The organism is Pseudomonas sp. JV449 (assembly GCF_032424295.1).
In the GTDB taxonomy this organism is placed as follows: domain Bacteria; phylum Pseudomonadota; class Gammaproteobacteria; order Pseudomonadales; family Pseudomonadaceae; genus Aquipseudomonas; species Aquipseudomonas marginalis.
The window spans coordinates 74,331-95,485 of record NZ_VYKD01000003.1; the positions used below are offsets into that span (position 1 = coordinate 74,331).

A 21,155-nucleotide genomic window follows, 5' to 3' on the forward strand; every position below is an offset into this window, starting at 1 on the left:
ATGGCCCGACTATACCTCACCTCTTGTTCAGCACTCGCGCCAGGCGATCGCCGCCGAGTTGAATCACCGCCACCAGGATCACCAGCAGCACAATCACCGTGAGCATGATCTGCGTATCAAAGCGCTGGTAGCCATAGCGATAGGCAATGTCGCCCAAGCCACCGGCACCGATCGCCCCGGCCATGGCCGACGAGTTGATCATGGTCACCAGGGTGATGGTGAACCCGCCGACAATCCCTGGCAGCGCTTCGGGCAGCAGCACATGCCAGATGATGTGCCAGCGTCGGCAACCCATGGCCTGGGCAGCTTCGATCAGGCCGTGGTCGACCTCGCGCAGACTCACTTCGGCGATCCGCGCAAAAAAAGGCGTGGCGGCGATGGTCAGCGGGACGATCGCCGCCCACACCCCATAGGTGGTGCCGACGATCAGCCGCGTGAACGGGATCAGCGCCACCATCAGGATCAGGAACGGAATCGAGCGGAACAGATTGACGAACGCCCCCAGCACCCGATTCAGCGCCGGCGCCTGGTAGATGCCGCCTTTGTCGCTGGTCACCAGAAACACCGCCAGCGGAATGCCCACCAGCAAGGCGATCAACGATGACACGCCGACCATCAACAAGGTGTCGATGGCGCCTTGCACCAAACGATCAAACCACATAGCCCAGCACCTCCACCTGTTGTGCCCAGTTCGCAGCGCGGTTGCGCAGTTCTTCGGTGCCATGGGGCGAGCCATTCACCGCCAGCAGCAGTTGCCCCAAGGCATGCCCCTGAATCCGCTCGACACCGCCCTGCAGCAGACGCACCCGCCCGCCGAGGGCGCTGAACAGCGCGGCCAGGTCCGGTTCATCGCTGGCACTGCCGGTGAACTGCAAGCGCAGCACCACGGCGGCGTCCGGTGATTCAGGCTGGGTGTGCAAACGGCTTTGCAGTTCTTCCGGCAGCCCATGTTGCAGCGGCGCCAGCAGGGTCTGGCTGACCTCGTGCTGCGGGTTGCCGAACACTTGCCACACCGTGCCTTGCTCGACGATGCGCCCGTGTTCCAGCACCACCACGCGGTCGCAGATGTCGCGGATCACCGCCATCTCATGGGTGATCAAGACGATGGTCAGGCCCAGGCGTCGGTTGATCTCGCGCAACAGGCCGAGGATCGATTGGGTGGTCTCCGGGTCGAGGGCCGAGGTGGCTTCGTCGCACAGCAGGATCTGTGGGTCGTGCACCAGCGAACGGGCGATGCCCACGCGCTGTTTCTGCCCGCCGGACAGCTGCGCCGGGTAGGCCTTGTGCTTGTCCTGCAAGCCGACCAATTCCAGCAGCTCACGCACCTTTTGCTCACGCTGGGGCTTGGGCACGCCGGCGACTTTCAGCGGCAACTCGACGTTCTGCCACACGGTCTTGGCCGACATCAGGTTGAAGTGCTGGAAGATCATGCCGATACGCCGACGCAGCGCCACCAGGTGGTCTTCGTCGAAGTCGCCGATGTCCACCTGATCGATCAGCACGCGCCCGCTGCTGGGTTGTTCCAGGCGGTTGATGGTGCGGATCAGCGAGGATTTGCCGGCGCCGCTGCGGCCGATAATACCGAACACTTCACCGTGCTGGATCGCCAGGTCGATGCCTTGCAAGGCATGCACGCCGCCGTCGTAGGTCTTGCCCAGGTTGATAAAGCGCACGTGCGCGCGGTTCAGGTCCGGATGCAGTTCTGTCTGTTCGGCGTCCCTGGGCGGTGAGCCCAGGTCGCGCAGTCGAGCGTGGGCGGCGGTCATTTTTTATCTTCCCAACCGACTTGGTAGAGCTTGCCGAGGGATTTATCCAGGGCGGCACGCACCACCGGCGAGTGCTGGTAGATGTCGACGAACTTGATCACGCGCGGGTCGGTTTTGCTTTTTGGCTGGATCACGAACTGGATCACGTATTCCGGGTGGTCGAGGCCGTCGAACAGCAGCGCCGACTCGGCATCGAAGGTCTTGGACAGGCGGATGTAGGCCGGGTAGCCCTGCACCAGGTCGGCATCGTCATAGGCGCGCACCAGTTGCACGGCCTCGACTTGCAGGATCTTGATGTTTTTCGGGTTGGTGACGATGTCTTCTTCGGTAGCCTTGTAGCCCACGCCCGGCTTGAGGGTGATCAAGCCGGCCTTGGCCAGCAGTTGCAGGCCGCGACCGCTGTTGATCGGGTCGTTGGCAATCGCCACGCTGGCGCCCTGGGGCAGGTCGTTGATGCTTTTGTACTTTTTCGAGTACAGGCCGACGTTGTTGATGATGCCCGGCGCGTACGGCACCAGGTCAAAACCGGCGGCGGCCTTGGCGTTTTCCAGGAACGGGATGTGCTGGAAGTAGTTCACGTCAATATCGCCGGCGGCCAGGCTGACATTGGGGGCGATCCAGTCGGTGAACTCCACCAGCTCGACCTTCAAGCCTTGCTTGCCGGCTTCGGCGACGGCGGCTTCCAGGGGAATCGCGAAGGCGGCGGTAGTGCCGATTTTCAACGGTGCATCGGCGGCGAATACGGCCGAGCTGAACAACCCGAAGGCCAGGGCCAGTGCTTTGACTGGGTTATTGAGGAATGTCTTTTTCATAGTGGATTTCCAGTCATAAGGTATTAGGACAAACAATGCAGATCCAAGGTGGGAGGGGGCTCGCCCCCTCCCACATTTCTGTTCAATGGCGGTAGGTCGAGCCGGTGTGTTGTTCGGGTAAGCGAGCACTGGCGTGGAAGACTTTTTCGCGCAGCGTGCCGGTCTCATAAGCGGTCTTGTACGAGCCCCGTCGTTGCAACTCCGGCACCACCAGATCGATAAAGTCCACATAGCTTTCCGGCGTGACAATGCGCGTGAGGTTGAAGCCATCCAGCCCGGTTTCGCTGATCCAGGATTCCAGCTCGTCAGCGACCTGTCCGGGGGAGCCGACCAGGGTGATATAGCGCCCGCCGAGGGCATGCTGTTCGAGCAGCTTGCGTCGGGTCCAGTCGTTGTTCTGCAGGTTCTTGGTGGCCGACTGGATCGCGTTGCTCTTTACGTACTGGATCGGCTCGTCCAGTTCGTATTGGGCAAAATCAATCGCGGTGGACGCCGAGAAATGCGCGACGCCGGCCTCCGCGCTGGCATAGCTCAGGTACTCGGCATGCTTGGCCCAGGCCAGTTCTTCGGTGGCGCCGACGATCACGTTCAGCCCCATGAACACCTTGATGTCATCCGGATTGCGCCCGGCCTCGACCGCGCTGGCGCGCACCTTGTCCACCTGCACCTTGGTCGCGGCCTTGTTCTGCCCGCTGATGAATACGCACTCGGCATGGCGCCCGGCGAACAACAGGCCACGGTCTGAACTGCCGGCCTGGAACAGCACCGGCGTACGCTGCGGCGACGGTTCGCACAGGTGATAACCCTCGACCTGGTAGAACTCGCCATGGTGCTCGACCTTGTGCACCTTGCCCGGCTGCGCGTAGACCCGCGCCTGCGAATCGTTGAGCACCGCGTCGTCTTCCCAGCTGCCTTCCCAGAGTTTGTAGAGCACTTCCAGGTATTCATCGGCCTGGTCGTAGCGCCGGTCATGCTCGACCTGTTCGGTGAGGCCCATGGCCTTGGCGGCACTGTCGAGGTAGCCGGTGACGATGTTCCAGCCGACCCGGCCACGGCTCAGGTGGTCGAGCGTGGACATGCGCCGGGCGAACAGGTACGGCGGCTCATAGGTGAGGTTGGCGGTGAGGCCGAAGCCGAGGTTGCGGGTCACGGCGGCCATCGCCGAAACCAGCAGCAGCGGGTCATTGACCGGCAGCTGGATCGACTCCTTGAGCGGCACATCGATGGAGTTCTGGTACACGTCATACACGCCGACGATATCGGCGATGAACAAACCGTCGAATAGCCCGCGCTCCAGGGTTTGCGCGAGGTCGGTCCAGTACTCGATGCTTTTGTACTGGGTGGACGTGTCCCGTGGATGGGTCCACATACCGTGGTTGATATGCCCGATGCAGTTCATGTTGAAGGCATTGAGCAGGATCTTTTTCTTTGCCATCAAATGGTCCCCCGCAGTGGCGGGTTTTCAGCGTTGAGGTAGTAATTGCCTACCGCGTGGTACTTCCAGCGCACCGGGTCGTGCAGGGTGTGCACGCGGGCGTTGCGCCAGTGGCGGTCGAGGCCGTGCTCGGCCAGGGTGGCCTGGCTGCCGGCCAGCTCGAACAGGGTGCTGCCGGCGGCCAGGGAGATCTCGGTGCTCAAGGCGCGGACTTCAGCGACGGCGATGGACGCTGCCGCAACGGTCTCTGCATTGCTGTCGGCCTGGGCGCGATCGAGGTATTCAGCCGAACGCTCCAGCAAGGCTTCAGCGGCGTGCAGGCGAATGCTCAGGTGGCCGAAGCTCTTCAGGGTCAGCGGGTCTTCGGTGGCCTTGTCGTTGCCGGAGTCAATCCACGGGCGGGTCTTGGTGCGCACAAAGTGCAGCGCATCTTCAAAGGCGGCGCGGGCGATGCCGGTGTCGATGGCGGCGTGAAGAATCTGCGCCAGCGGGCCGACCGTGGTCGGGCGTTCGAAAGCGCTCTGGAACGGGATCACGTCGTGGGCGGCGACCCACACGTTATCGAACACCACCGAGCCGCTGCCGGTGGTGCGCTGGCCGAAGCCGCTCCAGTCGTCAATGACCGTCAAGCCTTCGCTGTCACGGGGGACAAAGGCCAGTTGCTGGATGCCGTGTTCATCCACCACCGAGGTAGGAATGCGCTGGGCATAGATCGCACCGGTGGCGTAGAACTTGCGGCCGGTGATACGGAAGCCGTCGCCGTCGCGGGTGATGGACGTAACACGGTCGTGGGCGGTCCTGGTGCCCAGTTCCGCCAGGGCGTTGCCGAAACGCTGGCCGGCGAGTACTTCGGCGTACAGGCGTTGTTGCTGTTCAGGGCTGCCATTCACGCGCAGCACTTCGAGGGCGTAGAAATGGTTTTGCGGAATCTGGCCCAGGGAGGCATCCGCCTGGGCGATCAGGGCAATGACCTTGGCCAGGGTGACGTTGGACACGCCGGCGCCGCCAAATGCCTTGGGCACACTGATGCCCCACAGGCCGGAGCGCGAGAACACGTCCAGTTCGGGCAGCGGCAGGCGGCGTTCGCGGTCGCGCTGGGCGCTGTCGCGGCGCAAGTCTTCGGCCAGGTCGCTGGCGACAATAAGGGCTTGTTCGTCGCTGGTGATAACCGCGACACGGTGAGAAAAGGTCATGAGTTTCTCCAGAGGGCTGGTCGGTTAAATCCAGGAATGGCGAGCCGGCAACGTGCCGTTCAAGCGATAGGCGCCGACGGCGTGATACTTCCAGCGCACCGGGTCGTGCAGGGTGTGCACCCGGGCGTTGCGCCAGTGACGGTCGAGGTTGAATTCGGCGAGGGTGGCGCGGCTGCCGGCCAGTTCGAAGAGTTTTTCGCTGACCAGCAACGACACTTCAGTGGTGAGCACCTTCGCTTCGGCCACGGCAATCGACGCACGCGCGGCGGACTGTGCGGTGATCGGCGCGGCGCTGACCTGGTCCAGCACTTGCCCGGCCTTGCGCAACAGCGCTTCGGCGGCGTGCAGTTCGATCTTCAGCTTGCCGATATCGGCGATCACGTAGAGGTCATCGCTGGCGCGCTCGACCTTGGCATCGATCCACGGGCGCGAACGCTCCCGCACAAAGGCGATGGTGTCATCCAGCGCGCCACGGGCGATGCCGGCGTCGATGGCGGCCTGGATCAGTTGGGAAACGGCGCCCTGGATAGTCGGGCTTTCGCCGATACGCCAGTTGTCTACGACCAGTTCGGCGTCCACGGGCACGCGGTCCAGCAGCACGGTGCCGCTGGCGGTGGTGCGTTGGCCGAAGCCCGACCAGTCATCCACGATGCGCAGCCCTGCGGTGCCACGGCGTACAAACGCCATGACCTGCCTGCCGTCGTCGTTCAGCGCCTTCACGGCCACCCAATGGGCAAACAGTGCGCCGGTTGAATAGAACTTCTGGCCGCTGATCACGTAACCGTCGCCTTGGGCGGTGATGCGCGCCTTGAGCTCCAGGGTGTTCCTGGTGCCGCGTTCCGGGCCGCCATTGCCGATGCGCCAGCCGTCGAGGACGCTCTGGAACAGTTGCTCTTTCTGGCGCTCGGTAGCGGCGCCCTGCAACACCTGCAGGATGCCGAAATGGTTCTGCGGGATCTGCCCGAGGGCCGGGTCTGCCGCGCTGATGATCGCGAACACCTCCGCCAGGGTGGTGTACGACACCTGTGGGCCGCCGTATTCGCGGGGGATGGAAATACTGCCCAGCCCACTGCGGGTGAATTGTTCGATCTGCGCCCACGGCAGCTTGCGTTGCTGGTCACGCTGGGCGGCGTGCAGGCGCGCGGCCTGGGCCAGCTCATGGGCAGCCTGCAGCGCCTCTGCATCGTTGCGCAGCACAGCGGCCGGCAACAGCAGGGGAGCAACGTCCAGATCACGCTGGGGGGGTGTTAGAGCCAAGTTAGACATCAGCGCCGCTCCTTGGCTGCACGTAATGCCCTGGCGTTATGCACCGGGGTAATTCTGACCATACCGACCTCGCATTCAATGAAATAAAAACAGAAAAATCAGAGATGTCCGGTGGTCCGGTGCATATACCCTAAGCGTGTTAAATATTTAAATAAACTAACTTTTGGGAATATGCATAGAAGGTCTGTCACCCCGGTTCACAGGGCGAGCCGAGGGGCCGTGGTTGGTAGACCCGCGCGGTCCCGGCCGGCTGGCTCGGCGCGCAGGCGGCAATGCGTAACGTGCGCGTGGGCGCCCAGCGTGAATTGTTGCCGACACGATCGAGAATGCAGTACGTCACCTCCAGGCGGCTGTCATCACCGGCCTCGACAATCACCGTCGAAGGCACCCACACCTGCACGACCACCCCGACGGCCTTGGCCTGGATCCGTGGCAGGTCCATGCGTACATCTCCCCAGCGCAGGGTGATGGCATCGCCCGTGGCCATGTTCAGGTAAGGCGCGATGGTCAGCGGAATACCCCGTCGCACCTGGCGACCGTTGACGCCGTAGCGACGGATGGTCTCGGGCAAACCGACGGGGGCGAGGTTGTGGTTTTCGTCGCTGTACAGGGGGGAGGGCTGGCCACCGGGGTATCGGGTCTTTACACACACACCTTTCACGGCCGAGCGGGCAGGTGCACGACCGACTTGCATGACCTGGTAATGCACCTGGGCCAGGCCGTCCTGCACAAAACTTTCCGGCACCCGCAGATGGGTCGGTGAGCCGACCTTGCACGCGCTCACCCTGCGTGAGGCGGCAAAGCAGTTGTTCCAGAACAGTTCGATCAAGTCGCCCTCATCCATGCCGGGGTAAGGCGCGATGTCCACCTGCAGTTGACTGGCCGCCAGTGCGTTGATGCCGTGCCGGTTAGCCTGGGGCAAGGTGGGGGCTGTGAGCAGGGCCGGGGTTGCAGTGCGCGTCATAAGTAATCTCCTTGATGCAGCCAGCAGCAATCGTTCCAGTCCCACGGCGCGGGTGCGCAGGTAGGCTGAAAGGAACGATTCAGTGAGTAGCCGGGATAGGATCCAATCCTCTGGACGCTAGATAAGAGGGTTGGCCAAGGAGCGTCAATGGCGGCAAAAGGCTAAACGGCGGGTTGGAGCAGATTCAGAAGGGTCTGACTGGGCGGGGGGGTTTTGGATCAGGGAGACGGCGGGTTTACGCGTGGATGGCGAGGATTTTCTGTAGGAGCAGATTGTGTGGTGAGGGAGCAAGCTCCCTCGCCACATCAGTGGGCGAGGAACTTGCTCAGGAACTGCCGGGTGCGTTCTTCCTTGGGGTTGGCGAACAACGCCTTGGCTTCGCCTTGCTCCACGATCACGCCCTTGTCGAAGAAGATCACCCGGTTGGCCACATCGCGGGCAAAGCTCATTTCGTGGGTGACGATGACCATGGTGCGGTTTTCTTCGGCGAGGCTGCGGATGGTCGCCAGCACTTCGCCCACCAGCTCCGGGTCCAGCGCCGATGTGGGTTCGTCGAACAGGATCACCTCCGGCTCCATGGCCAGCGCGCGGGCAATCGCCACGCGCTGTTGCTGGCCGCCGGACAGGCGTCGTGGGTAGGCGTCTTCCTTGCCCGCCAGGCCAACCCTGGCCAGCAGCTTGCGCCCAAGGGCAACAGCGGCTTCACGGGGCATCTTCTTGACCACGGTCGGCCCTTCGATGACGTTTTCCAGCGCTGTGCGGTGGGGGAACAGGTTGAAGTTCTGGAACACAAAACCCACGTGCTGGCGCAGGCGCCGCACCAGGCCTTGTTGCTGGTTGAGCGGTTTGCTGCCGTCGATCTGGATGTCGCCCACCTTGATCCGGCCGCTGGTGGGTTCTTCGAGGAAATTCAGGCAGCGCAGGAAGGTGGTCTTGCCGGAACCGCTGGGGCCGATGATAGCGACGACTTCGCCTTCCTTGACCTCCAGGTCGATGCCGTTGAGCACCACCTGACCGTTGAATTGTTTGGTCAGTTTTTCAACCACGATCATGCTTCAAGACTCCAGGTCATGCCGGTTGACCCGGTCTTCCAGGCGGTTTTGGAAATGCGCCAGGATACTGATGAGTACCCAATAGATCAGGGCGGCCGACAGGTACATGGCAAACATTTCGAAGGTCCGCGCAGACACCAGTTGTGCCTGGCGCAACAGCTCCGGCACTTGAATGGTTGCGGCCAGCGAGGTGTCCTTCACCAGTGAGGTAAAGCTGTTGCCCAGTGGTGGCAGTGCCGTACGCATCGCCTGCGGCAGGATCGCCCGGCGCAGGGTCTGCACGCGGGTCATGCCGATACTGGCAGCGGCTTCCCACTGGCCGCGCTCGATGGAGCTGATGGCGGCACGCAGGGTTTCACAGATATATGCGGCCATGTTCAGCGAGAGGCCGATCAGGGCGGCGGGAATCGGGTCCAGCTCGATGCCCACTTGCGGCAGGCCGTAATACATCACGAACAGCTGTACCAGCAACGGCGTGCCGCGAAAGAACGACACGTAGACGCGGGCGATCCAGCTCACCAGCCTGATGCGCGAGAGGCGCATCAGTGCCAGGCCGAAGCCCAGCAGAAAGCCGAAAAACATTCCGCCCAGGCTCAGGATGACGGTGAAGTACACGCCCTGCAGCAAGAAGGGCGTGGAATCCAGGACGAGTTGGAGCTTTGCTTCCATTATTGAGTAACGTCAGCGTTGAAGTACTTATCCGACAGCTTCTTCAAGGTGCCGTCAGCGCGCAATTTGTCGAGGGCCTTGTTCACCGCCTCAAGCAGTTCAGGTTCGCCTTTGCGTAGGGCAATACCGGCTTCCTGACGGGAGAAGGCAGCACCGGCAGCGACGGTGTCCGGGGCTTTCTTGGCATATTCCAGGGCCGCCAGGCGGTCGATCAGGATGGCGTCGATGCGGCCGATGCGCAGGTCCTGAAACTTGGTAGGATCATCTTCGTAGGTACGGATATCAGCGGTAGGCACATTGGCTTTTACCCACTCCTCGTAGTTGGTGCCCAGGCCGACACCCACCTTTTTACCGGCCAGGTCGGCGGCTGATTTGATGTTGAGCTTGTCTTCGTTCTTTTTCAGGACCAGCGCTTGAATCCCGGAAACGGTGTAGGGCTCGGAGAAGTCGTATTTTTTCTTGCGCTCGTCGGAGATGGTCACCTGGTTGATCACTGCATCCAGACGCTTGGATTCCAATGCCGCCAGAATGCCGTCCCATTTGGTGGCCTGCAGCTTGACCTTCACACCCAGTTCTTTGGCCAGCGCTTCGGACAGCTCGACTTCGAAGCCCGCCAGTTTGCCTTTCTCATCCTGGAAGCTGAACGGCGGGTAGGTGCCTTCCAGGCCGATTTTGATCTCGCCGGCCTTTTTGATGTTGCCCAGTTGCTCGCCGGCAACCGCCTGGCCCAGCCAACCGGCGCCGAGAGCCAGACCCAAAGTGCCAACCAGCAACGTGCGACGCAATACAGAAATAGTCATGAAGAGCCCCTGTGTTTTTTATGTTGAGCGAAGCAGGTGACGCGGTAGTCGTATCCTGCCTTAAAGCGCGTAGCGCGTCTTCGCCTGCGGCGCGATGATAAAGCCGGGTTTTAAGACTTGAAAATAATATTAAACTCAATTGATATTCTATTTTTGAATATGTGTTGAGTCTAATGTGGGAGGGGGCAAGCCCTAATGCCAGTCAGTTAAGCGTACATCGCCTCCTGTAGGAGCGAGCTTGCTCGCGAAAAACGTCAACGATAACGCGTGCTTCCTGAATGAACGCGGCGCCTGTGAGTTTTTCGCGAGCAAGCTCGCTCCTACAAAAAGCCTTAACTGACTGGCATTAGGGCTTGCCCCCTCCCACATTTGGCCCGCATTTATTCAGTTGAAAACCGAGTCATAGGCAAACAACGCCGGTGCCCCGCCGGTATGCAGGAAAATAATCGGCCCGTCTTCAAAACGCTGACGCCCGATACCGTCCAGCAAGCCGGCCATGGCCTTGCCAGTGTAGACCGGGTCCAGCAGCAGGCCTTCCTGGCTTGCCAATAGCTTGACCGCCGAAAGGGTGCCGGCGTTGGGTTCGCCATAACGGGGGCCGAAATACTCGTCCCACAGGATCACCTTGAACGCGTCGGGGATGTCCACACCGAGCAACTCGGCCGTGCGTTCGGCCAGGCCCTGGACTTTCGGGAACTGCGCTTCTTCGGTGCGCGATACGGTGATGCCGATCACGGGCAACTGCGGCAGTACTTCGCTTAATGCCAAGGCCAGGCCGCTGTGGGTGCCGGCACTGCCGGAGGCCAGCACCACGGCGGCGAATTCGATACCGCTGTCTTCGATCTGTGCGGCCAGCTCCAGGCCGGCGCGCACGTAACCGAGGGCGCCGAGGGCATTGGAACCGCCGATAGGCACCAGGTACGGCTTCTTGCCGTTGCTGCGCAGGCGATCGGCAAGGGCGTTGAGTTGGTCGTCGACGTTGTCGAGGTTTTCCACCAACTCTACCTTGGCGTCGAACAACTCCAGCAGCAGGCGGTTGCCGTTGCCCAGGTAGTTGGGGTCTTCGGTGCCGGTGGGGTTTTCCAGCAGGGCGACGCAGCCCAGGCCGAGCCTGGCGGCGAGGGCGGCGGTCTGACGTACGTGGTTGGACTGGATCGCGCCGGCGGTCACCAGGGTGTCGGCGCCCTGGGCGATGGCATCGGCTGCCAGGTATTCGAGTTTGCGCAGCTTGTTGCCACCCATGGCCAGCGGCGTGGTGTCGTCGCGCTTGACGTAGATGTCGCGTCCCAACCAGGTCGACAGCCGTTCGAGTTTTTCCAGGGCGGTGGCGCCGCCGAGCAGTTCCAGGCGGTTAAAACGGTCGAGCTGTTGCTTGATCATGGCTACGCACGGTGGCTAAAGGATGGAGCGACTATAGGCAGGCACTTTTCATCGGGCAACCGTCAATCGCTTATGCCTGATGGTTCTTAGCATCACACCATTGGTTCTTAAGGGCGGCCAGGGTGGATACCGTAAAGTGATGGCCATTACGTCAGGAGTGAATACCGTGAGTGAGCGTTCCAGCCATTGGCAGTTACAGACCATCGTCAGCCAACTGCGCAGCGCCCGTGACCAGTGGCGAACACGCAATGGCCGCTTGAGCGGCGAGCATGGCGGTCGCGAATTGCCGTCCCGTGAAGCCGTTGCCCAGATTCTCGAGTCCCTCTGCGGTGCGCTGTTTCCGATGCGCCTGGGGCCGGCGGACTTGCGTGAAGAAAGTGAAGATTTCTACGTCGGCCATACCCTCGACGTCGCCCTGAATGCCTTGCTGGCCCAGGCGCGCCTGGAGTTGCGTTATGCCGCGCGCCAGGGCGGCGAGGATGACAGCCAGATCGACGCCCATGCCATCCGGCTGATCCAGGATTTCGCCCTGGCCTTGCCGTCCCTGCGCAGCCTGTTGGACACCGACGTACTCGCCGCCTACCACGGCGACCCGGCCGCACGCAGCGTGGATGAAGTGCTGCTGTGCTACCCGGGGATCCTCGCGGTGATTCACCATCGCCTGGCCCACCACCTGTACCGCGCCGGCTTGCCGCTGCTGGCACGGATCAGCGCGGAAATCGCCCACTCGGCCACCGGCATCGATATCCACCCCGGCGCGCAGATCGGCCCGAGCTTCTTCATCGACCACGGCACGGGCGTGGTGATCGGTGAAACCGCGATCATCGGCGAGCGGGTGCGCATCTATCAGGCCGTCACCTTGGGGGCCAAGCGCTTCCCGGCGGATGAAGATGGGCAACTGCAGAAGGGCCATGCGCGCCACCCGATTGTCGAGGACGACGTGGTGATCTATGCCGGGGCGACGATCCTCGGACGCATCACCATCGGCAAGGGGTCGACCATTGGCGGCAATGTGTGGCTGACCCGCAGTGTGCCGGCGGGGGCGAATATTACGCAGGCGAATCTGCAGCATGACGACGGTGCGCAGAAGTAGAACCCTACGCAGATCCCCTGTGGGAGGGGGCTTGCTCCCGATAGCGGAGTGTCAGTTGGTACATCCATCGACTGACACACCGCCATCGGGAGCAAGCCCCCTCCCACATTGTTAGCCTCATTCCAGATTTACCCCGCAATCACTGAACGATTTACCTCTTCCACCCGTCATACCAATCCTTGAGCCAGTGTAGGAATTATCTACCACTCAGCCCTGCGATTAGTCCCAGACCGCCTACCTATGTTTAACTTGAACGTTCGTTCAAGTTAAACCCGGTGGTTCGCTGCCCGCTCACAACAGGAGGCTTACCTTTGCTGAGTCCGTTTTATACAGCCACATCCCTCACCCTCGGGGTGCATCGTTCATGAGTGCATCGTCCACCCCATCCAGCGGCCTGGTGCGCATGAATGCGCCGGTCTTCTACTTTGCCGCCATCTTCATCTTGCTGTTCGGCATCACTGTCATCGCTATCCCGCAACAGGCCGGGGCCTGGTTGCTGGCGGCGCAAAACTGGGCGGCCAACACGGTCGGCTGGTACTACATGCTGGCGATGACCCTGTATCTGGTCTTCGTGGTGGTCACCGCGCTATCGGGCTACGGCAAGATAAAACTCGGTGCCGACCACGACGAGCCCGAATTCAGTTACCTGTCCTGGGCCGGCATGCTGTTCGCCGCCGGGATCAGCATCACCTTGTTCTTCTTCTGCGTGTCCGAGCCGCTGACGCACCTGGTGCAACCGCCCCAGGGCGAGGCCATGAATGCCGACGCCGCGCGCCAGGCCATGCAGGTGCTGTTCCTGCACTGGGGCCTGCACGGCTGGGGCGTGTTTGCATTTGTCGGCATGGCGCTGGCGTATTTCGCCTACCGGCATAACCTGCCGCTGGCGTTGCGCTCGGCGCTGTACCCGCTGATCGGCAAGCGCATCAATGGCCCTATCGGCTATTCGGTGGATGGCTTCGGCATCATTGCCACGGTGTTCGGCCTGGGTGCCGACATGGGCTTTGGCGTGCTGCACCTCAATTCCGGCCTCGACTACCTGTTCGGCGTTGCCCACACCCAGTGGATCCAGGTCGGCTTGATCACCCTGATGATGGGCGCGGCGATCCTGGTCGCCGTGGCCGGCGTCGACAAGGGCGTGCGGGTGATGTCCGATATCAACATGCTGCTGGCCTGCGCGCTGCTGCTGTTCGTGTTGTTCGCCGGGCCGACCCAGCACTTGCTCAATACCCTGATCCAGAACATTGGTGACTACCTGGGCGCATTGCCGACCAAGAGTTTCGATGTGTACGCCTACGACAAACCGAGCGACTGGCTGGGCGGCTGGACGGTGTTCTACTGGGCCTGGTGGATTGCATGGTCGCCATTCGTAGGCCTGTTTATCGCGCGCATTTCCCGTGGCCGGACCATCCGCGAATTCGTGTTCGGTGTGCTGCTGATCCCGCTGGGTTTCACCCTGGCGTGGATGTCGATTTTCGGCAACAGCGCCATCGACCAGGTGCTCAACCACGGCATGACTGCACTCGGCCAGTCGGCCATCGATGATCCGTCGATGAGCCTCTACCTGCTGCTGGAAACCTACCCGTGGAGCAAGACGGTGATCGCGGTCACGGTGTTCATCAGCTTCGTATTCTTCGTAACTTCCGCTGACTCGGGCACCGTAGTGCTGTCCACCCTCTCGTCCAAAGGCGGCAACGCCGATGAAGATGGGCCGAAATGGCTGCGGGTGTTCTGGGGTGCGATGACCGCGCTGGTCACCAGTGCCTTGCTGTTTGCCGGCAGCATCGATTCGCTGAAATCGGCGGTGGTGCTGACCTCGCTGCCGTTCTCGCTGATCCTGTTGCTGATGATGTGGGGGCTGCACAAGGCCTTCTACCTCGAGTCGCAAAAGCAGATTGCGCAGTTGCATTCGCTGGCGCCGGTGTCGGGCTCCCGCAAGGGCACCGGCGGTTGGCGCCAACGTTTGAGCCAGGCCGTGCATTTCCCCTCGCGGGACGAGGTGTACCGGTTCCTTGAGACCACGGTGCGTCCGGCGATCGAAGAAGTGACGGCGGTGTTTGTCGAAAAAGGCCTCAACGTCGTCACCCAGCCCGACCCGTCCAACGACAGCGTCAGCCTGGAAATCGGTCACGGCGAAGAGCATCCGTTCGTGTACCAGGTGCAGATGCGCGGCTATTTCACGCCCTCATTTGCACGCGGCGGCATGGGTTCCAAGCAGCTCAACAATCGCCGCTACTACCGGGCGGAAGTGCACCTGAGCGAGGGCAGTCAGGACTACGACCTGGTGGGCTACACCAAGGAGCAGATCATCAACGACATCCTCGACCAGTACGAGCGCCACCTGCAGTTTCTGCACTTGGTGCGCTGACGTTAAACTCCCCGCAAAGCCCCGTTCTACGGGGCTTTCTTAAACTTAATTTCATCCGTCAAGACGCTGTTTTGACGCGTAACTGTCATCTGGCCACTGCGTAATTGTGTGAAGCGTTTGACGCTTTCATTTCAGAACAGTGACGGAGACCGGTACCCATGAAGACGTTTTTAAGCCCTGTGGTGGGAGCCGCCATGGCGAGCTTTATGCTGTCCGCCCATGCGGATTTTATCGATGACAGCCACGCCGACGTGACCCTGCTCAACCGCTATCTCAACCAGCAGGGACGGGACGTGGTGGGCAGCAATGCCAAGGCCCATAGCATTCGGGATTGGGGCCAGGGTTTCGAGTTCAACTTCAAGTCCGGCTACACCGAGGGGCCGGTGGGCTTCGGCCTCGATCTGCAGGCGTTCTACGGCTTGAAACTGGACTCCGGCGGCGACCTCAACGACAAGGATCACCAGGGCCGCTACCCCGGCAGCATGTTCCCGCTGGACAACGGCAAATCCGCCGACCAGTTCGGCGTGCTCAGCCCGACGTTCAAGATGCGCTTTGCCAAGGATGAGTTGCGCGTCGGTACGCTGTACGGTAACAACCCGATACTCGCCAACACGGACGGGCGCCTTTACCAGCAGACCAATACCGGTGTGCAACTGGTGTCCAAGGACCTCAGCGACTTCACCTTCACCGGCGGCGATATCTTCAAGACCAAGATCCGCAACGAAACCGGCGACCAGGGCATGATCACTGCCGGCGGGACCAAAGAGAGTGATCGCTTCCTGTTCGGCGGTGCGGATTACACCGGCATACAGAACACCACCGTCAGCCTGTGGTACTCCAACCTTGAGGACTACTACCAGCAGTTTTTCCTCGGTGCCAAGCGCCATGACGCCTTGTCGGTCGGTGCGATCGATACCGACGTGCGCGTGTTCCGCAGCCTGGGTGTGGGCGGCAACGCCGACGGCGACAAGGACTTTGCCGCAGCGGGCCTGTATGGCGACGGCGTGAACAAGGGCCGCATCAACCAGTCCACCGTCAGCCTGCTGGAAAGCTACAGCCTGGACGGCCATACCGTCGGCCTGGGCATCCAGAAAAACAGCGGCGACAGCGACTTCCCGTACCTCGACTCCGGCCTTAACAGCGGTGACGCGCGCCAAGGCCCAGGCTCGGGTGCCGACACCCCGGCGCTGACCAACATGCAGTTGAACAAATTCCAGCATGCCGGCGAACGCACCTGGCTGGCGCAGTACAAATATGACTTCGGCAAACTCGGCCTCAACGGCCTGACCTTCTCCGCCGCCTACGCCCACGGCGATGACATCCGCACCGCCCAGGGCACCACCAGCGAATGGGAGCGAAACGTGGCGGTGGCGTATCAAGTGCCGACCGGTACCCTCAAAGGCCTTGGCGTCACGTGGAAAAACGCCCACGCCAGTCCGGACATTACCGGTGCCACCGTGCAGGATGAAAACCGCTTCTATGTCAGCTATGTCGTTCCACTCTGGTAGGAAATTGCTGTAAAACGGAAGGGCAGACTTAAGCGATTCAGCTGGTTAAAAGGCCTGGGAATATCGTTATTCCCAGGCCTTATTTGCCTACGTCCAAGAGAGGATTCGATGACTTACATTGCTGCCGAAAACCGCTATGAATCTATCCCGTATCGCCGCGTAGGCCGCAGTGGACTGGTGCTGCCGGCACTGTCCCTGGGGCTGTGGCACAACTTTGGCGACAGCACCCCGATCGACACCCAGCGCGCCCTGCTGCGCACCGCGTTCGACCTGGGCATCAACCACTTCGATCTGGCCAACAATTACGGCCCACCCTACGGCAGCGCCGAGATCAACTTCGGTCGTTTGCTGCGCGAAGACTTCAAGCACTACCGCGACGAATTGATCATCTCCAGCAAGGCTGGCTGGGACATGTGGCCGGGCCCTTACGGCCAGGGCGGCGGCTCACGCAAATACGTGCTGGCAAGCCTGGACCAGAGCCTGCAACGCCTGGGCGTCGACTACGTGGACATTTTCTACTCCCACCGTTTTGATGCCGATACGCCCCTGGAAGAAACCGCCAGCGCCCTCGCCACCGCCGTGCAACAGGGCAAGGCGTTGTACATCGGTATCTCGTCTTACTCCGGGGTGAAAACCCGCGAAATCGCCGCGCTGCTCAAAGAGTGGAAGGTGCCGCTGCTGATCCACCAACCGGCCTACAACCTGCTCAACCGCTGGGTGGAAAAAGACCTGCTGGACACCACCGAAGAACTCGGCGCCGGAGTGATTGCCTTCACGCCACTGGCCCAGGGTTTGCTCACCGACAAGTACCTCAATGGCGTGCCGGCCGACGCACGGGTCAACCGCCCGGGGGGTGGTTCGTTGCAGGCCAAGCACCTGTCCGAAGCCAACATCGCCCACGTGCGTGCGTTGAACGAAATCGCCCAGCGCCGTGGCCAGAGCCTGGCGCAATTGGCGCTGGCCTGGACGTTGCGCGACCCACGGGTGACCAGCGCGTTGATTGGCGCGAGCCGGCCGGAGCAGATCATCGAGAACGTCGGCGCGTTGAAGAACTTGAGCTTCAGTGCGGAGGAACTGGCGGAGATCGATCGGTTTGCGCAGGAAGGTGGGATTAACCTGTGGGAAAAGCCGTCCAGCGCGGAATAACCTGACAGCACCGGGTCAATGTGGGAGGGGGCTACACCCCGATGGCGGTGTGTCAGTCACTTGATTAGTTGACTGACCCAGAGCTATCGGGGTGTAGAACCCCTCCCACATTTGATTTGCAGTGTGGTTTAGAACGGCACATCCCCAAGAATCGTCGCCCGATGCATCACCCGCCGTTGCGGCCGGTAGTCATCCACCGCGTAATGCTGGGTCACGCGGTTATCCCAGAACGCCACGTCGTTCTCCTGCCAGCGCCAGCGGAGGGTGAATTCCGGGCGTGTCGCGTGGGCGAACAGCAGCTTGAGGATCGCCTCGCTTTCCGCCGGTTCCAGTTCATTGATCCTGGTGGTAAACCCATCACTGACAAACAGCGACTTACGCCCGCTCACCGGATGCGTGCGCACGACCGGGTGCGACAGCGGTGGGTTTTTCCTACGGGTTTCTTCCCAGCGCGCCAGGTCTTCGGCGCTGTTGCCAAAGCGTTCCAGCGGAAAGGATTTGGTGAAGTCGTGGGTAGCCGTCAGCCCATCGAGCAACCGCTTCAACGGCTCGGACAGCGCCTCGTACGCCGCGATGCCACTGGCCCACAGCGTATCGCCGCCGTACGCCGGCAGCAGCTTGGCACTCAGCACCGCGCCGAGGGCCGGGGTGGGCAGGAAGGTCACATCGGTGTGCCATACGGCGTTGTCGCGTACGTCGGTGACGGCGGTGTCGAGGATCAGCACTTCGGGCTGTTCCGGCACGTTGGGGTAGATCGGGTGGATGTGCAGGTCGCCGAAGTTCGCCGCGAACCGCGCCTGTTGCGGCGGGGTGATCGGCTGGCCACGGAAGAACAGCACCGAATGGCTGAGCAACGCCTGTTCGATGGCATCGCGATGTTCGGTGCTCAGCGGCCGGGTAATATCGACGCCACTGATCTGGGCGCCCAGGGCGGTGCTCAAGGGGGTAACGGTCAGGCTGCTCATGCTGTTCTCACTCAATGTGCCTGGCCATGCCAAGGCACTAACTTACGCTGCAGGGCGCGCAGGCCCATTTCCATGGCGAAGGCGATCAGGGCGATCACCAGGATCCCCAGCACCACTACATCGGTCACCAGGAACTGCGCCGCCGATTGCACCATGAAACCCAGGCCGCTGGTGGCGGCTATCAGTTCGGCGGCGACCAGGGTCGACCAGCCCACACCCAGGCCGATACGCACCCCGGTGAGGATGTCGGGCAGGGCGCTCGGCAGGATCACATGGCGAATCAGCTGCGCACGGGTGGCGCCCAGCGACTGCGCCGCCCGCAGCTTGGCCGGGTCGACGGTGCGTACGCCGGTCGCGGTGGCGATGGCGATGGGCGCAAAGATCGCCAGGTAAATCAGCAGCACCTTGGACAGCTCGCCGATACCGCACCAGATCACGATCAATGGCAGGTAAGCCAGGGGCGGAATCGGCCGGTAAAACTCGATCAGCGGGTCGAGAATGCCGCGGGCGATGCGGTTGGCGCCGATGGCAATGCCTACCGGCACGGCGGTCAGCACCGCGAAGCCCAGGCCCAGGCCGATCCGGCTGAGGCTCGCGCCCAGGTGCTGCCACAAGGTGGAATCCATATAGCCCGTAGTCGCCAGCAGCCAGCCTTTTTGCAGCACGGCCGAGGGCGGTGGCAGGAACAACGGTTCGATCAGGCCGGTGGCGGTGACGGCCCACCAGAGGGCCAGCAAGGCGACCAGGGTCAACAGGCTGATCCAGCGTGTACTCAGGCTGCGACGCACAGGAATGACCGCGTGCGCCACCGGCTTGGCAGCGGTGGCGGGGAGTTCGTAGCTGCTCATGCGGACACCTGCCGTTGCGAGAACACTTTGCCCAGCACGTGTTCGCGGGTTTCGATAAAGCGCGGGTCGGACTTGATCGCCCGCGCCGACTCACCGGCCGCGTAGCGCTGGCCGAAGTCCAGGTGCAGGCGTTCGACGATCTGGCCCGGGTTGGGCGCCAGCAGGACCAGGTCGGTGGCGAGGAACACCGCTTCTTCGATGTCATGGGTAATCAGGAACACCGGCTTGGCCGTGCGCCGCCAGACTTGCAGCAACAGTTCCTGCATTTGCTCTCGGGTGAAGGCATCGAGGGCGCCGAAGGGTTCGTCCATCAGCAGCACGCGCGGGTCGGCGGCCAGGGCGCGGGCCAGGCCGACGCGTTGCTTCTGGCCGCCGGAGAGTTGCCAGATGCGGCGATTGTCGAAGCCGGCGAGGTCCACCAGCGCGAGCATTTCCCGGGCGCGCACTTCGCGCTGCGCCTTGGGTACGCCGGCCAGTTCCAGGCCGAAACCGACGTTGGCCAGCACGTCCTGCCAGGGCAACAGCGCGTCGTCCTGGAACACCACGCCGCGTTCGGCGCTGGGGCCTTTGACCGGTACGCCATCGAGGGTGATGCGCCCGGCAGAAGGCTCGACAAAGCCGGCAATCAGGTTCAACAGCGAAGTCTTGCCACTGCCGGACGGGCCGAGGGCCACCAGCAATTGCTGGGGCCCCAGGTCGAGTGAAATGTCAGACAGTACCGGTTCTGTGGCGCCTGGGTACTGTGCGCTGATGCGCTCCAGTTGTAGCAAGGCCATCGCGATGAACTCCTGGATCAGTTGGTGATGAACTTGGCGCTGACGTAAGGGGCGTAGTCCGGCAGCACGGCGTCGACCTTGCCTTGCTCCTTGAGGAACGCAGCGGTATCGGTCACGGCCTTGGTGGTTGGTGCGCCCAGCAGGGTCACCTGGTCAGCGGCCAGCGGGTAGACGTTGCCTTGCAGCAGCAGCGGGATGTCGCTGGCCTTGGCGCCGGAGAGTTTCACCAGTTTGTCGACGTTGCCTGTGTCGGCGAGCCAGGCTTGTGGGTCTTTGCGGTAGGCGGCGTAGGCATCCAGGGTGACTTTGGCGAAGGCGGTGACAATTTCCGGGTGCTTCTGCGCGAAGTCCTTGCGCACGATCCAGGCATCGAAGGTCGGCGCGCCGAACTTGGCCAGCTCGCCGGAGGTGATCAGCACCTTGCCGTTTTCCTTGGCCACGCCCAGGGCCGGGTCCCATACGTAGGTAGCGTCGATGTCACCGCGCTTCCAGGCCGCGATGATCGCCGGCGGTGCGAGGTTGAGGATGGTCACTTTCGACGGGTCGATGTTCCAGTGCTTCAGCGCGGCCAGCAGGCTGTAGTGGCCGGTGGACACGAAGGGCACGGCGATTTTCTTGCCGATCAGGTCCTGGGGGCCGTTGATCCCGGAACCGTTGCGCGCCACCAGGGCTTCGGCACCGCCGATCTGGGTGGCGACCAGGAAGATTTCCACCGGCACCTTGCGGGTGATCGCAGCGGTCAGCGGGCTGGAACCGAGGTAGCCGATCTGCACGTCGCCGGAGGCGATGGCGGCGATGATGTCGGCACCATTGTCGAATTTGCGCCAGTCGATCTTGGCGTTAGTGGCTTTTTCGTACGCACCGTCGGCCTGGGCAACTTTGGCCGGGTCTACGGTGGTCTGGTAAGCGATGGTTACATCCGCCGCCTGGGCAAACAGGCTGGCACCGGCCAGGGACAACGCGGCCATGAGGCGCAGAGGGGTTAACAGTTTCAAGGGGAAGCTCCTCAATCAGGCGGCCGAGGGTCGGCGTGTGAGGAGACTAAATGATCTAAGAATCCGAAAATAAATAACATTTTCGAATTAGCTTATGGGCGAAAGGTTGAAGCGAATCTTGA

Annotated in this window: 19 protein-coding genes; 4 read left to right on the plus strand and 15 right to left on the minus strand. The window is 62.1% G+C overall.

Annotated features, from left to right (window positions below; genetic code table 11):
- Positions 1 to 16 precede the first annotated feature (16 nt).
- The 11 genes from F6S08_RS01780 to F6S08_RS01830 all read right to left on the minus strand — a co-directional run bounded on the left by F6S08_RS01780 (position 17) and on the right by F6S08_RS01830 (position 11,337).
- Positions 17 to 661: a methionine ABC transporter permease gene (locus F6S08_RS01780; protein WP_315871202.1), complete on the minus strand. Its 645-nt coding sequence runs from the start codon at positions 659 to 661 to the stop codon at positions 17 to 19.
- A complete protein-coding gene (locus tag F6S08_RS01785; RefSeq protein WP_065948525.1) occupies positions 651 to 1,766 on the minus strand; it encodes a methionine ABC transporter ATP-binding protein in 1,116 nt (371 codons plus the stop codon). Before F6S08_RS01785 ends, F6S08_RS01780 begins: the two co-directional genes overlap by 11 nt.
- Entirely contained in the window at positions 1,763 to 2,578 is an 816-nt protein-coding gene (locus tag F6S08_RS01790) for a MetQ/NlpA family ABC transporter substrate-binding protein (protein WP_315871203.1), read from the minus strand. The genes F6S08_RS01785 and F6S08_RS01790 overlap by 4 nt, the downstream gene beginning before the upstream one ends.
- An 82-nt stretch (positions 2,579 to 2,660) precedes the next feature.
- A complete protein-coding gene (locus F6S08_RS01795) occupies positions 2,661 to 4,013 on the minus strand; it encodes an LLM class flavin-dependent oxidoreductase (RefSeq protein WP_315871204.1) in 1,353 nt (450 codons plus the stop codon).
- The gene (locus tag F6S08_RS01800) at positions 4,013 to 5,206 is read right to left on the minus strand and encodes an SfnB family sulfur acquisition oxidoreductase (RefSeq protein WP_065925829.1); all 1,194 of its coding nucleotides are present in this window, start codon (positions 5,204 to 5,206) and stop codon (positions 4,013 to 4,015) included. The genes F6S08_RS01795 and F6S08_RS01800 overlap by 1 nt, the downstream gene beginning before the upstream one ends.
- Positions 5,207 to 5,230: 24 nt before the next feature.
- Positions 5,231 to 6,472: an SfnB family sulfur acquisition oxidoreductase gene (locus F6S08_RS01805; RefSeq protein WP_065925828.1), complete on the minus strand. Its 1,242-nt coding sequence runs from the start codon at positions 6,470 to 6,472 to the stop codon at positions 5,231 to 5,233.
- A 187-nt stretch (positions 6,473 to 6,659) separates the two neighbouring features.
- On the minus strand, positions 6,660 to 7,436 hold the full coding sequence (locus F6S08_RS01810; RefSeq protein ID WP_137212723.1) for a hypothetical protein: 777 nt from the start codon (positions 7,434 to 7,436) through the stop codon (positions 6,660 to 6,662).
- A 305-nt stretch (positions 7,437 to 7,741) separates the two neighbouring features.
- Positions 7,742 to 8,488 (minus strand): L-cystine ABC transporter ATP-binding protein TcyN, encoded by a 747-nt coding sequence (gene tcyN / locus F6S08_RS01815; protein ID WP_027607834.1) that lies wholly within the window; start codon positions 8,486 to 8,488, stop codon positions 7,742 to 7,744.
- Between the two features lie 3 nt (positions 8,489 to 8,491).
- Positions 8,492 to 9,157, minus strand: a complete 666-nt coding sequence (tcyL, locus tag F6S08_RS01820) for a cystine ABC transporter permease (protein ID WP_065925825.1) — start codon at positions 9,155 to 9,157, stop codon at positions 8,492 to 8,494.
- A complete protein-coding gene (gene tcyJ / locus F6S08_RS01825) occupies positions 9,157 to 9,957 on the minus strand; it encodes a cystine ABC transporter substrate-binding protein (protein ID WP_065925824.1) in 801 nt (266 codons plus the stop codon). Before tcyJ ends, tcyL begins: the two co-directional genes overlap by 1 nt.
- Before the next feature lie 384 nt (positions 9,958 to 10,341).
- Positions 10,342 to 11,337 carry a D-cysteine desulfhydrase gene (locus F6S08_RS01830; RefSeq protein ID WP_065948523.1) on the minus strand — a complete coding sequence of 332 codons (996 nt, stop codon included), beginning with the start codon at positions 11,335 to 11,337 and terminating at the stop codon, positions 10,342 to 10,344.
- Between the two features lie 166 nt (positions 11,338 to 11,503).
- Between F6S08_RS01830 and epsC the strand changes: the two genes are divergently transcribed.
- From epsC to mgrA, 4 genes are all read left to right on the plus strand, one after another.
- Entirely contained in the window at positions 11,504 to 12,430 is a 927-nt protein-coding gene (gene epsC, locus F6S08_RS01835; RefSeq protein WP_027607830.1) for a serine O-acetyltransferase EpsC, read from the plus strand.
- Between the two features lie 403 nt (positions 12,431 to 12,833).
- The gene (betT, locus tag F6S08_RS01840; protein ID WP_315871310.1) at positions 12,834 to 14,795 is read left to right on the plus strand and encodes a choline transporter BetT; all 1,962 of its coding nucleotides are present in this window, start codon (positions 12,834 to 12,836) and stop codon (positions 14,793 to 14,795) included.
- Positions 14,796 to 14,953: 158 nt separating this feature from the next.
- Positions 14,954 to 16,303: an OprD family outer membrane porin gene (locus F6S08_RS01845; protein WP_065925822.1), complete on the plus strand. Its 1,350-nt coding sequence runs from the start codon at positions 14,954 to 14,956 to the stop codon at positions 16,301 to 16,303.
- Positions 16,304 to 16,411: 108 nt separating this feature from the next.
- Positions 16,412 to 17,449 (plus strand): L-glyceraldehyde 3-phosphate reductase, encoded by a 1,038-nt coding sequence (gene mgrA, locus F6S08_RS01850; protein WP_053140257.1) that lies wholly within the window; start codon positions 16,412 to 16,414, stop codon positions 17,447 to 17,449.
- A gap of 128 nt (positions 17,450 to 17,577) precedes the next feature.
- Here the strand turns inward: mgrA and tauD are convergent, their stop codons facing one another.
- Genes tauD through tauA form a run of 4 tightly spaced genes read right to left on the minus strand, consistent with a single transcriptional unit; the run spans position 17,578 to position 21,033 of the window.
- Positions 17,578 to 18,414 (minus strand): taurine dioxygenase, encoded by an 837-nt coding sequence (tauD, locus tag F6S08_RS01855; RefSeq protein ID WP_065948521.1) that lies wholly within the window; start codon positions 18,412 to 18,414, stop codon positions 17,578 to 17,580.
- An 11-nt stretch (positions 18,415 to 18,425) separates the two neighbouring features.
- Entirely contained in the window at positions 18,426 to 19,262 is an 837-nt protein-coding gene (gene tauC / locus F6S08_RS01860) for a taurine ABC transporter permease TauC (protein WP_027605156.1), read from the minus strand.
- Positions 19,259 to 20,038: a taurine ABC transporter ATP-binding subunit gene (gene tauB / locus F6S08_RS01865; protein WP_315871205.1), complete on the minus strand. Its 780-nt coding sequence runs from the start codon at positions 20,036 to 20,038 to the stop codon at positions 19,259 to 19,261. The genes tauC and tauB overlap by 4 nt, the downstream gene beginning before the upstream one ends.
- 17 nt (positions 20,039 to 20,055) lie before the next feature.
- The gene (gene tauA / locus F6S08_RS01870) at positions 20,056 to 21,033 is read right to left on the minus strand and encodes a taurine ABC transporter substrate-binding protein (protein WP_315871206.1); all 978 of its coding nucleotides are present in this window, start codon (positions 21,031 to 21,033) and stop codon (positions 20,056 to 20,058) included.
- Positions 21,034 to 21,155 lie beyond the last annotated feature (122 nt).

Bases quoted from the DNA above. Each gene is read 5' to 3' on its own strand.
- F6S08_RS01780 (WP_315871202.1), bottom strand. From the start codon at position 661: ATGTGGTTTGATCGTTTGGTGCAAGGCGCCATCGACACCTTGTTGATG.
- F6S08_RS01785 (WP_065948525.1), bottom strand. From the start codon at position 1,766: ATGACCGCCGCCCACGCTCGACTGCGCGACCTGGGCTCACCGCCCAGG.
- F6S08_RS01790 (WP_315871203.1), bottom strand. From the start codon at position 2,578: ATGAAAAAGACATTCCTCAATAACCCAGTCAAAGCACTGGCCCTGGCC.
- F6S08_RS01795 (WP_315871204.1), bottom strand. From the start codon at position 4,013: ATGGCAAAGAAAAAGATCCTGCTCAATGCCTTCAACATGAACTGCATC.
- F6S08_RS01800 (WP_065925829.1), bottom strand. From the start codon at position 5,206: ATGACCTTTTCTCACCGTGTCGCGGTTATCACCAGCGACGAACAAGCC.
- F6S08_RS01805 (WP_065925828.1), bottom strand. From the start codon at position 6,472: ATGTCTAACTTGGCTCTAACACCCCCCCAGCGTGATCTGGACGTTGCT.
- F6S08_RS01810 (WP_137212723.1), bottom strand. From the start codon at position 7,436: ATGACGCGCACTGCAACCCCGGCCCTGCTCACAGCCCCCACCTTGCCC.
- tcyN (WP_027607834.1), bottom strand. From the start codon at position 8,488: ATGATCGTGGTTGAAAAACTGACCAAACAATTCAACGGTCAGGTGGTG.
- tcyL (WP_065925825.1), bottom strand. From the start codon at position 9,157: ATGGAAGCAAAGCTCCAACTCGTCCTGGATTCCACGCCCTTCTTGCTG.
- tcyJ (WP_065925824.1), bottom strand. From the start codon at position 9,957: ATGACTATTTCTGTATTGCGTCGCACGTTGCTGGTTGGCACTTTGGGT.
- F6S08_RS01830 (WP_065948523.1), bottom strand. From the start codon at position 11,337: ATGATCAAGCAACAGCTCGACCGTTTTAACCGCCTGGAACTGCTCGGC.
- betT (WP_315871310.1), top strand. From the start codon at position 12,834: ATGAATGCGCCGGTCTTCTACTTTGCCGCCATCTTCATCTTGCTGTTC.
- F6S08_RS01845 (WP_065925822.1), top strand. From the start codon at position 14,954: ATGAAGACGTTTTTAAGCCCTGTGGTGGGAGCCGCCATGGCGAGCTTT.
- mgrA (WP_053140257.1), top strand. From the start codon at position 16,412: ATGACTTACATTGCTGCCGAAAACCGCTATGAATCTATCCCGTATCGC.
- tauD (WP_065948521.1), bottom strand. From the start codon at position 18,414: ATGAGCAGCCTGACCGTTACCCCCTTGAGCACCGCCCTGGGCGCCCAG.
- tauC (WP_027605156.1), bottom strand. From the start codon at position 19,262: ATGAGCAGCTACGAACTCCCCGCCACCGCTGCCAAGCCGGTGGCGCAC.
- tauB (WP_315871205.1), bottom strand. From the start codon at position 20,038: ATGGCCTTGCTACAACTGGAGCGCATCAGCGCACAGTACCCAGGCGCC.